Origin of the sequence: Primorskyibacter aestuariivivens (genome assembly GCF_028023675.1) — a bacterium.
GTDB lineage: Bacteria > Pseudomonadota > Alphaproteobacteria > Rhodobacterales > Rhodobacteraceae > Marinovum > Marinovum aestuariivivens.
This window is the reverse complement of the sequence record NZ_JAQIOZ010000005.1, coordinates 22,024-35,759: the sequence shown is the minus strand read 5'-3', so window position 1 is coordinate 35,759 and position 13,736 is coordinate 22,024. Positions and strand designations below refer to the sequence as shown.

12 protein-coding genes are annotated in these 13,736 nt (G+C 63.2%); 10 read left to right on the top strand and 2 right to left on the bottom strand.

All coding sequences use genetic code 11. The annotated features are described in order from the left end of the window. Positions 1-11 precede the first annotated feature (11 nt). Both PGB28_RS05745 and PGB28_RS05740 read right to left on the bottom strand, forming a co-directional pair. Positions 12-1,487 carry a TRAP transporter large permease gene (locus PGB28_RS05745; protein WP_271420542.1) on the bottom strand — a complete coding sequence of 492 codons (1,476 nt, stop codon included), beginning with the start codon at positions 1,485-1,487 and terminating at the stop codon, positions 12-14. Positions 1,488-1,493: 6 nt separating this feature from the next. Continuing rightward, the gene (locus tag PGB28_RS05740; RefSeq protein WP_271420541.1) at positions 1,494-2,072 is read right to left on the bottom strand and encodes a TRAP transporter small permease; all 579 of its coding nucleotides are present in this window, start codon (positions 2,070-2,072) and stop codon (positions 1,494-1,496) included. Between the two features lie 210 nt (positions 2,073-2,282). On the opposite strand from PGB28_RS05740, the gene PGB28_RS05735 reads away from it, so the two are divergent. The 10 genes from PGB28_RS05735 to PGB28_RS05690 all read left to right on the top strand — a co-directional run bounded on the left by PGB28_RS05735 (position 2,283) and on the right by PGB28_RS05690 (position 13,732). Next, positions 2,283-3,047, top strand: a complete 765-nt coding sequence (locus PGB28_RS05735) for a DeoR/GlpR family DNA-binding transcription regulator (protein WP_271420540.1) — start codon at positions 2,283-2,285, stop codon at positions 3,045-3,047. Positions 3,048-3,200: 153 nt separating this feature from the next. Continuing rightward, complete coding sequence (locus tag PGB28_RS05730; protein ID WP_271420539.1) at positions 3,201-4,106, top strand: carbohydrate kinase family protein; 906 nt, start codon at positions 3,201-3,203, stop codon at positions 4,104-4,106. Next, positions 4,103-5,134, top strand: a complete 1,032-nt coding sequence (locus tag PGB28_RS05725) for a tagatose 1,6-diphosphate aldolase (RefSeq protein WP_271420538.1) — start codon at positions 4,103-4,105, stop codon at positions 5,132-5,134. The genes PGB28_RS05730 and PGB28_RS05725 overlap by 4 nt, the downstream gene beginning before the upstream one ends. 3 nt (positions 5,135-5,137) lie before the next feature. Beyond that, the gene (locus PGB28_RS05720) at positions 5,138-6,514 is read left to right on the top strand and encodes an L-fucose/L-arabinose isomerase family protein (RefSeq protein ID WP_271420537.1); all 1,377 of its coding nucleotides are present in this window, start codon (positions 5,138-5,140) and stop codon (positions 6,512-6,514) included. A 2-nt stretch (positions 6,515-6,516) separates the two neighbouring features. Further along, entirely contained in the window at positions 6,517-7,593 is a 1,077-nt protein-coding gene (locus PGB28_RS05715) for a Gfo/Idh/MocA family protein (protein ID WP_271420536.1), read from the top strand. A gap of 9 nt (positions 7,594-7,602) precedes the next feature. Continuing rightward, a complete protein-coding gene (locus PGB28_RS05710; protein ID WP_271420535.1) occupies positions 7,603-9,054 on the top strand; it encodes an NAD-dependent succinate-semialdehyde dehydrogenase in 1,452 nt (483 codons plus the stop codon). Continuing rightward, positions 9,051-9,971, top strand: coding sequence for a hydroxyacid dehydrogenase (locus PGB28_RS05705; RefSeq protein ID WP_271420534.1), 921 nt, complete (start codon positions 9,051-9,053; stop codon positions 9,969-9,971). The genes PGB28_RS05710 and PGB28_RS05705 overlap by 4 nt, the downstream gene beginning before the upstream one ends. A 301-nt stretch (positions 9,972-10,272) precedes the next feature. Further along, positions 10,273-11,151 carry a LysR family transcriptional regulator gene (locus tag PGB28_RS05700; RefSeq protein WP_271420533.1) on the top strand — a complete coding sequence of 293 codons (879 nt, stop codon included), beginning with the start codon at positions 10,273-10,275 and terminating at the stop codon, positions 11,149-11,151. A 149-nt stretch (positions 11,152-11,300) separates the two neighbouring features. Further along, the gene (locus PGB28_RS05695) at positions 11,301-12,752 is read left to right on the top strand and encodes an aldehyde dehydrogenase family protein (RefSeq protein WP_271420532.1); all 1,452 of its coding nucleotides are present in this window, start codon (positions 11,301-11,303) and stop codon (positions 12,750-12,752) included. Further along, positions 12,749-13,732: a membrane dipeptidase gene (locus tag PGB28_RS05690; protein ID WP_271420531.1), complete on the top strand. Its 984-nt coding sequence runs from the start codon at positions 12,749-12,751 to the stop codon at positions 13,730-13,732. The genes PGB28_RS05695 and PGB28_RS05690 overlap by 4 nt, the downstream gene beginning before the upstream one ends. Positions 13,733-13,736: the final 4 nt, after the last annotated feature.

Here is a 13,736-nt window from a genome sequence, read left to right as displayed (position 1 = left end):
GATGGGCCGCCTCATCTGAGGAAGCCGAAGTAACCCGGAACCGCCAGCGAAATCGGCGGCACGAATGTAATCAGGAAAATCACCACCACTTCGATCAGCAGGAAGGGCAGGATTGCCTTGGCGATGGTTTCCACCTTTTCGCCGCTCACCGCGCTGGCGACAAACAGCACCAGCCCCATGGGTGGCGTGGCCAGCCCCACGGTGAGGTTCACGCTCATGATGATGGCGAAATGCACCGGGTGCACGCCCAGTTCGATGAAGATGGGCGCAAGGATCGGCCCAAGGATGATGATCGCCGGACCCGCATCAAGAAACATGCCCACGATGAACAGCAGGATGTTGATCAGGAAAAGCAGGATCAGCGGATTTTCCGTCAGCCCGATGACAAAGGCCGCGAGCTGTTCGGGCAGGTGCGACAGGCCCACCACCGCCTTGAACGCCATGGCCGCGCCCACCAGCATGAGCACCACGGCGGATGTCATGGCGGCGCGGGAAAACACCTGCGGGATGTCGCGGAGTTTCATCGAGCGCAGGATGAAGAGCGAGATAAAGAGCGCATAGCCTGCCGCCACCGCCGAGGCCTCGGTAGGGGTGAACACCCCGCCCAGAATGCCGCCAAGGATCAGGATCGGCGTCTGCAGGGGCAGCATCGCCCGTTTGCAGACGATGCGGAAATCATGGCTCACCGCACGGCGGAACATCCAGAGCGACAGATGTGCCGCCACAAGCGAGGCCCCCATGGCGGTGAACAGCGTCCCGGTCCCGGCCTCGTCAGGCAGGGGGAGCAGGACGTAGATCAACAGCCCGACATTCAACCGCGCCAGCACAAAGCTCAGCCAGTATTCCATTGCGCCGATCGTCTGGTCCTTGAGCACCACGCGTTTTGCGGCGGGAAGCTCGTATTTATCGGCCAGCACGCGCACCATGATCATAAGGCCCACACCGACAAGGATGCCCGGCACGATCCCCGCAAGAAACAGCGCGGCGACACTTTCGCCCATCACATAGGCATAGATGATCATGATGCCCGAGGGGGGGATGATCGGGCCGATGACCGATGAGGCGGCGGTGATTGCGGCGGCGAATTTGCGGGAATAGCCCTCTTTCTCCATCGCCGGGATCAGCATGGAGCCCAGCGCCGAGGTGTCCGCCACCGCAGAGCCGGACAGACCTGCAAACAGGATCGAGGACAGGATATTGACCTGCGCCAGACCGCCGCGCAGGTGGCCCATGAGGGCCTGGCTGAACTCCACCAACCGCATCGTGATGCCGCCGCGGTTCATCAATTCGCCCGCCAGCATGAAAAACGGGATCGCCATCAGCGGGAAGCTGTCGATACCGTTGTAGATGTTGCGATACAGCAGGTTCCAGTCACGCGTGGCGTCGGTGAGATATAGCATGATGCCCGGACCGGCGAGCATGGCGAAAAACACCGGCATACCCACCAGAAGGAACACGAGGAAGAGGGGGAGAAACCAGACCAGCATGATAGTTTACTCCGCCGACATCACAACCTGATCCGGGACGTCGCCATAATCGACCTCCGGATCAAAGAGCATGTGCAGGTTTTTCAGGATCATTTCGACATTCACCACCGCCATGGCGACAAAGCCCACGTAAAGCGACATATACATCCAGGCGAGCTTGACCCGGACGCTTTCGCCGCCGATCAGATCGAGCGGCAGTCGCAGCGATGAGGAATTGAACAGCCAGCCGGATTTGATGTGCTTCAGCCCCAGCTGCAGCGCCACGGTCAGAACCGCCATGGCCACCACCAGGAGGAAGAGGTTGAAGACCAGCCCGACGCGCCGCCCCATCATCTCGCGGAACATGTCGATGGAAACGAAACCGCCCCAGCGATAGGCCGAAGGTGCCATCAGCCCGGTCATCCAGAGCATCAGAAACCGCGCGGCTTCGTCCGGCCAGGGCAGGGCATTGTTCAGCACATAGCGGAAGAACACCTGCGTCAGGATCACCAGCACCATAATGCCAATGGCGATGGTCGCCAGCCAGCGTCCCAGCCGCAGCGCAAGCGTGATGACCCGCTCCAGCGGTTTGATTACGAGATGCACAGGGGGTCCCTCATGCGTGTCTCCTCCCATGTTGCGACGGTCTTCTGCGCCATCGTCCGGCTTTGATCCTGTGACATGGCGGGCCATCGCGCAAGCCAAGCCTGCGCTGAGACGGGATATTATGGCGGGAAGCAAGGTGCTGGATTTTCGCATGACTGGGGTTGTGCTGCCCGGAATCTTTCGTTTTTATCGAAATACGAAAGGTACGGTATGGCAAGGCAAACCGAACAGCGGCGATTGGCTATTCTTGATCTCCTGACGCAACGGGGCCGGGCCTCGGTCGATGAGATTGCCGCGACGCTTGGCATGACGCCCCAGACCATACGCAGCGATCTTGCCGCGCTGGCGCGGGACAGCAAGGTGATGCGCTACCATGGCGGCGCGTCGCTGCTCGCCGGGGTGGAGTACACGAATTACGAGGCGCGCCGCGCCATCGCTGCCGAACAAAAGGCGCGGATCGGAGCGGCTTGTGCGCGGCTGATCCCGGATAATGTCGCCGTCATGATCAATTCAGGCACGACAACGGCGGCGGTCGCGGGGGCGCTGCGCGAGCATTCAGGGCTGCGCGTCGTGACGGATTCTGTAAGTATTGCCAATGATATGCGCGATTTTCTGGGGGCCGAGGTCATGGTGCCCGGTGGCCGCGTGCGCGGCTCTGACGGGGCGATCGTGGGCCAGCAGGCGGTGGAATTCATCGCCCAGTTCCGCCCCGATTTCGCGGTGATCGGCGCGGCGGGGATCGCCCGGGACGGGGCGCTTCTGGATTATGACATGGCGCAGGTTGCCGTCGCGCGGGCGATGATCGCCCATGCGCGCAACGTGATCCTGTGTGCGGACAGTTCCAAGTTCGACAGGCCTGCGCCCTTGCGCATAGCCGGGCTTGAGGATGTCACGACGCTTGTCACCGATGGCATGGTCTCCGAGGTGCTGCGCCAAATGTGCCAGGCCGCACGCGTGCGGGTGATCGACGCCTAGTTTCACGTTTTTCATTTCTGAAAAAAATCGAAAAAACGCGGCAATTTCACCGGCTACCCCTTGGATGATGCCGGCCAACGGGCGAAAATCATGCCATGGGATGTGGGCCGGTCAAGAGCCACACCGACACAGGGATCAGGGAGGACAGCGCGCATGGCCCCGCAAATGGGTCCAGAGAGCGGCCAGGTGCTCGTCATCGGCGTCGCGGTTGTGGATTACGTGTTCTACATGGACCGTTTTCCGCAGGCGGCCGAGAAATATCGTGCACATGACGCCTGGGTCGTTGGCGGCGGGTGTGGTGCCAATGCCGCCGTGGCCATCGCGCGGCTGGGCGGCGCGGCGCATCTGTCGGCCCGGCTGGGCGCGGATGCCACGGCCGGGATGATTCTCGCCGATCTGCGGGCCGAGGGGGTGGACGTGTCGCTTTGCGACCAAAGCGGTGCGCGGTCTTCCTGCTCTTCGATTCTCATCGACGCGGCGGGGGAGCGCCAGATCGTGAATTTCCGGGGGGCGGGCCTGACCGAAGAGGTGGATCATATCGCCGGTGCTCCTGCGGTGGGCGCGGTGCTTGCCGATACGCGCTGGAGCAAAGGCGCGATTGCGGCAATGGAGCTGGCACAGGCCCGTGGCGTTCCCGGCGTGCTGGATGTCGAGGCCGGGGCGGACCCCGCGGTGCTTGGCCCCGCGACCCATGCCGCCTTTTCCCTGCAAGGTCTGGCCGATCTTGTCCCCGGTGATCCCGATGCGGCACTGGCGCGGGTGGTGGCCGATCACGGCGGCTGGGCCTGTGTGACGCTGGGCGCGGACGGCGTGCTTTGGCGTGACGCATCCGGCGAAGGCCATGTCCCTTCTCCGCGCGTTGACGTGTTGGACACGCTGGGCGCGGGCGACGTCTGGCACGGTGCCTTTGCACTGCGCCTGTCCGAGGGCGCCTCCGAGACCGAGGCCATCCGCTTTGCCAATGCGGTGGCCGCGTTGAAATGTACCCGACCCGGCGGCAGGGCAGGCACGCCCGACCGCGCCGAGACGCAAGATTTCCTGAAAGGATGGACGGTATGAACATCACCCTGACCCCCGGCAAGCTCTGGGGCCTGCGTCGCATGGCCGACGCGCGCGGCATCTACAAGATGACCGCCGTGGATCAGCGCCCGCCGATCAAGACCCCGATTGCCAAACATCTGGGTGTCGATCAGGCCCCCTGGGATCAGGTGGCGCGGTTCAAGCGGATGCTGGTGGAGGAATTGCAGGGGCCATCGACGGCTATGCTGCTTGATCCGCATTATGCCATCCCGCATGCGGTGGATGTGTTGTCACCCACCAAGGGGCTGATCGTGACGCTGGAGGATTCGGTGTTTCGCGAAACTGGCGGCGGGCGGCTGTCGGATTCCATCGACGACTGGTCCGTGGCCAAGATCAAGCGCATGGGCGGCGACGCGGTCAAGGTGCTGGCCTGGTATCGCCCGGATGCCAGCGACGAGGTCTGTCAGGCGCAGAAGGATTATGTGAAGCGCGTGGGCGAGGATTGCGCCAAACACGACATTCCGTTCCTGTTTGAGCTTCTGGTCTATCCCTTGGCGGGTGATGCGGACCAGACCAAGGATTACGTGGAGATGTCGGGCAAGCGCACCGATGATGTGCTGGGCTCCGTCGAAGAGTTCGCCCATCCTGACTATGGCGTGGATGTTTTCAAACTGGAAAGCCCGGTCGCGGCCAAGGATTGTGACGGCTCCGAGGCGGTGCAACAGGCCTTTGACGAGATGGGGCGGCTGGCCGGGCGGCCCTGGGTCATGCTGTCGGCGGGGGCGGGCAAGCCCGAGTTCAAATCGGTGCTGGAACACGCCTTTGCCGCCGGGGCCAGCGGTTTTCTGGCGGGGCGCGCGATCTGGCTGGATGCGTTTACCCATTATCCCGATTGGGACGCAATTGGGACGGAACTGCGCGGCGGATCGCTGGAGTACATGGGCGAGATTTCGCGGCTTGCCGATGATCACGCGACGCCATGGAACCTGCATCCCTGTTACGGGGCCGCGGGTGCCGGGTTCAGCCCGGCGGATGCGTCTTTCCGCCACGGCTATGAGGAGGCGTAAGCCATGAAGCTGGGGATCTTACCGCTGGGGCGGCCCACCTTTGACGTGCCCTTTGCCCAAGAGAAACTGGCCGCGATGCTGGCCGCGCTGGATGCAACGGGGGAAGAGATCGTCGGGCCTCGGGACCTGCTCTTCGACGCGGCGGCGACGGAGGCCGCGATTTCACAGCTGCAGGGCGCGGGCGTCGATCAGGTGCTGCTATGCCAAGTCACCTTTACCGATGCCTCCATGACGGTGGCGGCGGCCAATGCCTTTGACGTGCCGCTGTCGATCTGGGCGGTGCCGGAACCGCGCATTGGCGGGCGGCTCAGGTTGAATTCCTTCTGTGGGTTGAACCTTGCCTCACACGCGCTCGGCCTGGCCGGGCGGCAATTCGGCTGGCTTTATGCCGACCCGGAGGGGGACGTTGCCGATGATCTGCGCCGGTTGCTGGATGGCGAGCGGGGCTCGGGGCGGCTCGACGCGGAACCGGACGGCATGGTGACCGAACGTGCCGAAGCCATTGCCGGACGTATCCGGGGCAAACGCGTGGCTCGGATCGGCGCGCATCCGGACGGGTTCGATACCTGCGCCTATGATGCCGGGGAGCTGAAAACGCTGGCCGGGGTCGAGGTGGACGCGCTGGAGTTGGAAGACCTTTTTGAGGCGGGCCGGGCGGCAGAGCCGGAGGCGGTCGCGCTGCTGCGCAAACAGGTGAATGCCGAGGGGCTGGAGGATGTGGACCAGACCGAGCTTGACCGTTCGCTGCGGCTCAAGCTGGGGCTGGACGCGATCCGCGCCAAGGGTGGCTATGACGCCTTTGCCATCCGCTGCTGGCCCGAGACCTTTACCGAATATGGCGGCGCGGTTTGTGGCCCTGTCTCGATGATGGGCGAGGCACGCGTGCCCTGCGCCTGCGAGGCGGATGTTTATGGCGCGCTTACACAGATGGTGTTGCAGGAGGCCTCGGGCGAGGCAGTGTTCCTCACCGATCTGGTGGACATGGACGCAGACGACAATTCCGGCGTGGTCTGGCATTGCGGGCAGGCACCGCTCTCGATGCTGGGCGAGGACGACGCGGCGCTGGCCACGATCCACACCAATCGCAAGATGCCGCTCTTGTATGAGTTTGCGCTGAAACCGGGGCGTGTGACCTTCTGCCGGATCAGCCAGGCCTTTGGCAAACCCAAGATGGTGCTGGCGGGCGGCGAGATGCTGGCGCGGGATAAAAGCTTTACCGGCACCTCCGGCGTTGTGCGGTTCGACCGTGCGGCGGGCGAGGTTCTGGACGATGTGATCGCCTCCGGGCTGGAGCATCACATGGCGCTGGCTTACGGCGAACACCGCCCGGTCCTGCGCGAGATTGCGGCGGCGCTGGGCCTGCCGGTTCTGGAGTTGTGAACATGCGATATGGCTTGGTGGGCGCCGGGATGATGGCGCAGGAGCATATGCGGAATCTGGCACTGATCCCCGGGGCCGAGGTCACGGCGTTGGCCGATCCGGACGAGGGGATGCGCACGCTTTCGGCGGGGATGGCGCCGGGGGCGCGGGCGTTCAGCGATTACAAGGAAATGCTGTCGGCCGATCTGTGCGACGCTTACCTGATCGCCGGGCCGAATGATCTGCACCACGCGATGATGATCGACGTGATGGCCACCGGCAAGCCGATCCTGTGCGAAAAGCCGCTCTGCACAACCTCCGCCGATTGCCGTGACCTGATCGCGCGGGCCGAGGGGCGGGACGCGCCGATCTGGGTGGCGATGGAATACCGCTTCATGCCGCCCGCGCAGCGGCTACTGGCCGAGGTGCGGGGCGGCACGATTGGCACGCCGCGCATGTTTGCTATCCGAGAACATCGCTTTCCGTTCCTGCCCAAGGTGGGCGACTGGAACCGGTTCAGCGCGCGCACCGGCGGCACGCTGGTGGAGAAATGCTGCCATTTCTGGGACCTGATGCGGCTGGTGCTGCAAAGCGATCCGGTCCGCGTCTATGCCTCGGCCGCGATGGATGTGAACCATCTGGACGAGCGTTATGGCGGGGAAACCCCGGATATCATCGACAACGCTTTTGCTGTTGTGGATTTTGCCAGCGGCGCGCGGGCGATGCTGGACCTGTGCATGTTCGCCGAAGGCTCCTATTGGCAGGAGCTTTTGACCGTGACAGGGGAAAAGGCCCGCATCGAAGCGCGGGTTCCCGGCCCGGCGCGGTTCTCCGCAGATGGCAGCGAACGCCATGCCGAGATCGTGCTGTCCGACCGGGCCAGCAAGCGCGAGACCACCGAGGTGATCGAGGTGGACGAAAATATTCTGCAGGCGGGCGATCATCATGGCTCGACCTTCTTCCAACACCAGAAATTCCATGATTTGATCAAATCCGGAAAAGGCACCCCCGAGGTGAGTCTGCAGGACGGGCTGTGGTCCGTTCTGGTCGGGGAGGCCGCAGAGCAATCGGCGCGCGAAACCCGCGCCATCGAGATTTAGGGGAGCGAAATGAGCGATTTTTCCGGATATCTGTGCGAGGGCAATCTGGTTGCCGGTCAGTGGATTGGTGCGGACAGCGGCGAGACCATCGACGTGACCAACCCGGCCACGGGCGAAAAGCTGGGCACCGTGCCGAACTGTGGCGCGGTCGAGACGAAGCGCGCGATTGATGCGGCGCACGCGGCGTTCAAGAGCTTTTCGCAGACCGATCTGAACACCCGCGTTGGCCTGCTGCATCGCTTGCGCGAGGCGCTTTTGGACAATCAGGAAGCGCTGGCGCAGTTGCTCACTGCCGAACAGGGCAAACCGCTGGCCGAGGCACGCGGCGAGATCGGCATTGGCGCGGCCTATGTGCAATGGTTCGCCGAGGAAATCCGCCGCGCCAAGGGCGAGATCGTGCCCGCGCCGACGGGCGACCGGCGGCTCTTGGTGACGCGCCATCCGGTGGGTGTGGTCGGTATGATCACGCCATGGAATTTCCCCTCGTCGATGCTGGCGCGCAAGATTGCGCCCGCGCTCGCGGCGGGCTGTACCGTGGTGGCGAAACCGGCCACGGCAACGCCCTATTCCGGGCTGGCCTGGGCGAAACTGTGTGAAGAGGCGGGCTATCCGTCCGGCACGGTCAATATCCTCACCGGGTCGGCGCGCGGCATTGGCGGCGCGATCATGGAAGACGCGCGCGTGCGCAAGGTGACCTTTACCGGCTCCACCGAGGTGGGCAAGGAGCTAATCCGGCAAAGTGCCGACACGGTCAAGAAAGTGTCCATGGAACTGGGCGGTAACGCGCCATTCATCGTTTTCGATGATGCCGATATCGACGCCGCTATTCAGGGCGCGATGGTATCTAAATACCGCAACATGGGCCAGACCTGTGTCTGCGCCAACCGCATCTATGTGCAGGCCGGTATCCACGATGCCTTTGTCGAGAAACTGACCGCCGCGACCGCCGCGCTCAAGGTGGGCAACGGCACCGAGGACGGCGTCGAACAAGGCCCGATGATCGACATGGATGCGGTGGAAAAGGTCGAGCAATTCATCACCGACGCGACCGAGAAAGGCGGCAAAGTGGTGCAGGGCGGCAAACGCCACGCGCTGGGCCAGACCTTCTTTGAACCCACGGTTGTGACAGGGGCCACGCAAGACATGGCCTTCGCCACCGAGGAGATCTTTGGCCCGCTCTCGCCGGTGTTCAAATTCGACAGCGAAGAGCAGGTGGTCGAGATGGCCAATGCCACTGATTTCGGCCTTTGCGCCTATGTCTACACACGCGATCTGGGCCGGGTGTTTCGGCTCAATGATGCTTTGGAATACGGCATGATTGGCGTGAATTCCGGGCTGATCACCACGGTTGAGGCCCCCTTTGGCGGGGTCAAGGAAAGCGGCATGGGCAAGGAGGGCGGCAGCCAGGGGCTCGATGATTATCTCGACACCAAATACGTTGCCGTGGCCGGGATAAAATGATCCTGATCACCGAATTCATGGATGCGGCGGCGGTCGCGTCGCTGGAGGAGCAGTTCGGGGCGGTCTATCGCCCCGATCTGGCCGAGACCCAAGCGGCGATTCCGGCGCTTCTGGCGGACAAAAAAGCGCTGATCGTGCGCAACCGCACTCAGGTCACGGCGGAACTGCTCGATGCCGCGCCGGGGCTGGCCTGTGTGGGGCGGCTGGGCGTTGGGTTGGATAATATCGACCAACCCGCCTGCGCTGCGCGGGATGTCACCGTCTATCCCGCCACCGGGGCCAATAACCTGAGCGTGGCGGAATATGTGATCGCGACCGCGATGATGCTTTTGCGCGGGGCCTATCAGCGCAATGATCAGATGCTGGCAGGCGACTGGCCGCGCGGTCCGGCCTCGGGGCGCGAGATCGCGGGCAAGGTGCTGGGGCTTGTGGGCTTTGGCGCGATCGCACGCGACACGGCGGCGCTGGCCCGTGGACTGGGGATGGAGATCATTGGCTATGATCCGTTCCTGCCCGAAGACCATCCGGCATGGGACGGCGCAACGCGGGCCGAGCTGCCTGATCTCTTGGCGCAATCGGATGTGGTGAGCCTGCATGTGCCGCTGACCGACGGCACCCGCCATATCATCGGGGCCGAGGCGCTGGCAGGGATGAAAGACGACGCCATCCTGATCAACGCGGCGCGCGGCGGCGTGGTGGATGAGGCCGCCTTGGCCGTGGCGCTCAAGGCCGGGACGCTGGGCGGCGCGGCGCTGGACGTGTTCGAGACCGAGCCTTTGACGGCGGAGGCGCGCGCGCGCTTTGCGGATGTTCCCAACCTTGTCCTGTCTCCGCATATCGGCGGTGTTACGGTGGAAAGCAATACCCGGGTCAGTGCAATGATCGCCGAGGTCGTGGCGCGCCATCTTTCGCGCTGAACCGACGGCTTGGGCTCCGGCAGTCAAATACCGTAACCCGGCAGTATTAATAACCGGTCCTTTGTCCAGTTTTGGGGCAAAGGAGATGTTCGCCAAGGCGATGCGCCTTCGGGCATCCCGCACCCGGTCCAGCGGTCGAACCGCGTGCCGACACTCCGGCATGAACGGGAGACGCAGGCAGCGGATGCGCTGAAAAAGGAGTATCGATCCTTTCGGGACCGGCGTGAATCTCTTGGACGTATCGCGCTTTTCAGTTTAGCTCTGAAGTAAGGTTCTCTGCTTAAGGAATGCTGAAGCCTTTATGGCCATCAAGATCGAAATGCTGCGCTGCTTCCGGGCCGTCGTGGAGCACGGCTCACTGGCTGAGGCGGCGGACAGTCTTGGGCGCACGTCCTCGGCCGTGTCGATGATGCTCAAGCAATTCGAGGGCCATATCGGCGCGCCCTTGTTTGAGACCGCCCGCAAATCACGGCTGACTCCGCTGGGGCGGGCCATCCATGCCGAAGCCCGGCGCGGCGTGGAGCAGTTCGACAGAACCCTACACACGATCGAAGCGCTGTCCAAGGCGCAGCTGGGCTATGTTCGGGTGGCGGTGACCCCATCGCTGGGGCAGACGGTTTTACCCGACGTTTTACAGCGGTTTCTGCGCGACCATCCGGACGTGCATGTGGATGTTCGGGATATGGATTCCGCCGCCGTGCAAGCCGAGATCACCAATGAACGGGCCGATATTGGCATGGCAGGCGCCGGGGCGCTGGCGGGGTTCGACTGTACCCGGCTCTTTGCCGACCGTTTTGGCGTGGTCTGTCGCGCCGATCACCCGTTGGCTCGCAACTGGGACGAACTGGGCTGGGCCGATCTGGCGGGAGAGAATTTTATCGCCAACGGGTTATGCGACCAGATTGCCGATCCGGCATTTGCCCCTATCCTCGACAACGCCCGGATGAATGTGCGCAACACCGCGTCGCTTCTGGGACTGGTCAAGGCCGGGGTGGGCATTACTCTGTTGCCCCGTTTGGTGATGCTGCCGGAATTCACTGACCTTGCCTTTCTTCCGCTGGCCGACAGTGACGCGCAGCGCGAGGTCTGGCTGATCACCCAGCCGCGCCAGACCATGACCCCGGCAGCGCGGGCCTTGGCCGGGGCCATTCGGGAGGTGCGGGTTTCCGGGACGGGGTGACATGCTGGCGGGGATGGGAGCATTCGCCAACGCTTAAACTTCAAACTTCAGTTTTTCTGAAGCAAGTTCAATTATTTTGCGTTTGCCTTGAGCATTTTGCTGTGACCTCATGTGCCGCGAACAGCGCGCGCAGAAATGAGGCCAGCACCATGTCCGAGACCAAGCTCAACTATATCGCCGGGGAGTGGGTGGCAGGGGCGTCTGAGATCGAGAACCGCAACCCGTCCGACATCACCGACCTGATTGGGCTTTACGCGCAGGCCAGCGCCGATCAACTGAATGACGCGCTGGACGCGGCTGCGCGGGCGCAAGCGGAATGGGCCGCCTATGGCATGGAGCGCAAGCAGGCGGTGCTGATGAATATCGGCAATGAGCTGATGGCGCGGGCCGAGGAACTGGGCACGCTACTGAGCCGCGAAGAGGGCAAGCCGCTGGCCGAGGGCAAGGGCGAGGTGTATCGCGCCGGGCAATTCTTTACCTATTACGCCGCCGAATGCCTGCGCCAGTTGGGCGAGAATGCCGACAGCGTGCGCCCGAATATCGAGGTGGATGTGCGCCGCGAACCGGTGGGCGTGGTGGCCGTGATCAGCCCATGGAACTTTCCCACTGCGACCGCCAGCTGGAAGATCGCCCCCGCACTGGCCTATGGCAATGCGGTGATCTGGAAACCAGCCAATATGACGCCCGCATCGGCCCATGCGCTGACCGAGATCATCAGTCGCCAGGACATGCCAAAGGGGCTTTTCAACCTTGTCATGGGATCGGGGGGCAGCATTGGTCAGGCGCTGGTGGAAAGCCCGCGCGTCAACGCTATTTCATTCACAGGATCGGTGCCCGTCGGGCGTGGGATTGCCGCGGCGGCCGTGCAGAATTTCACCAAGATCCAGATGGAGATGGGGTCCAAGAATGCACTTGCGGTGATGGACGACGCCGATCTCGACCTTGCCGTGACATTGGCGCTGGGCGGGGCCTTTGGCGGGACGGGGCAGAAATGCACCGCATCGTCGCGGCTGATCGTGCATGAGGGCATCCATGACGCCTTTGTCGACAAGCTGGTGGCAGGCGCGCAGGCGATGAAAGTGGGTCACGCGCTGGGCGAGGGGATCCAGATAGGCCCGGTGGTCAGCCAGCAGCAGTTGGACGAAAACCTCGCCTATGTCGCGCTGGGCACATCCGAAGGGGCCGAACTGGCCTGTGGCGGCGCGCGGCTGAGCATGGAGCATGACGGGTTCTACATGTCGCCCGGCGTGTTCCTGAACACCACGAACGCCATGCGCATCAACCGCGAAGAGATGTTCGCGCCGCTGACCAGCGTGATCAAGGTGGGCAGCTATGATGAGGCATTGGCCACTGTCAACGATACGCATTTCGGCCTGACCTCGGGCATCGTGACCCGCTCGCTCGCCCGCGCCACGCATTTCCGGCGCAATGCGCGCACCGGTGTCGTCACCGTGAACCTGCCCACCGCCGGGACCGATTATCACGTCCCCTTTGGCGGACGCGGCGACAGCTCTTATGGGCCGCGCGAACAGGGGCGCGCGGCGGCGGAGTTCTACACCACGGTCAAGACCGCCTATATCAGCGCGGGGGACCCGGCGTGAGCTATCGTATCGACTGTCTGCAATATGCCAACTGGTCGGAAAAGATCTTTCGCCAGATGCGCGAGGGCGGCGTGGATGCGGTGCATGTGACCATCGCCTATCACGAAAACTTCCGCGAAACCGTGCTCAATATCGAGGCGTGGAACCGCTGGTTCGAGCAATACCCGGACCTGATCTTTCACGGGGAATGGGCCAGCGATGTGGACCGTGCGCGCGAAACTGGGCGCACGGCGATCTTTTTCGGGTTTCAGAACCCCAGCCCCATTGAGGATGATATCGGGCTGGTCGAGGTGCTGCACAAGCTGGGCGCGCGGTTCATGCAGCTGAGCTATAACAACCAGTCGCTGCTGGCGACGGGATGTTACGAGGCCGAAGACCCCGGCATCACCAGAATGGGCAAACAGGTCATCAAGGAAATGAATCGGGTTGGTATAGTGGTGGACATGAGCCATTCCGCTGATCGCTCCACCATCGAGGCCGCCGATTTATCAGAGAGGCCCATCGCCATCACTCACGCGAACCTTCATTCATGGCAGCCCGCCTTGCGCAACAAGCGCGACGACGTGGTGCGCGCCGTGGTGGAGAACGGCGGCATGATGGGCTTCTCGCTTTATCCCCATCATCTCAAGGGCAAGTCCAGTTGCACGGTCGAGAGCTTTTGCGAGATGATCGCCACCGCCGCAGACCGGTTTGGTGTCGCGCATTTTGGCATCGGGTCCGACCTGTGCCAGGATCAGCCCGACAGCGTGGTGGAGTGGATGCGCGTGGGCCGCTGGTCGAAAGAGATCGACTATGGCGAAGGATCGGCCAGCGCGCCGGGCTTTCCGCCGCAGCCCGAATGGTTCCGCGACAACCGCGATTTCGGTAATATCGAGGACGGATTGCGGGCAAAGGGGTTTTCCGAGGAGGAGATCGCGGGGCTGATGGGCGATAACTGGCACCGGTTCTTTGCCGGGAATTTCGGGCCGCAAGGGGAATGACGGC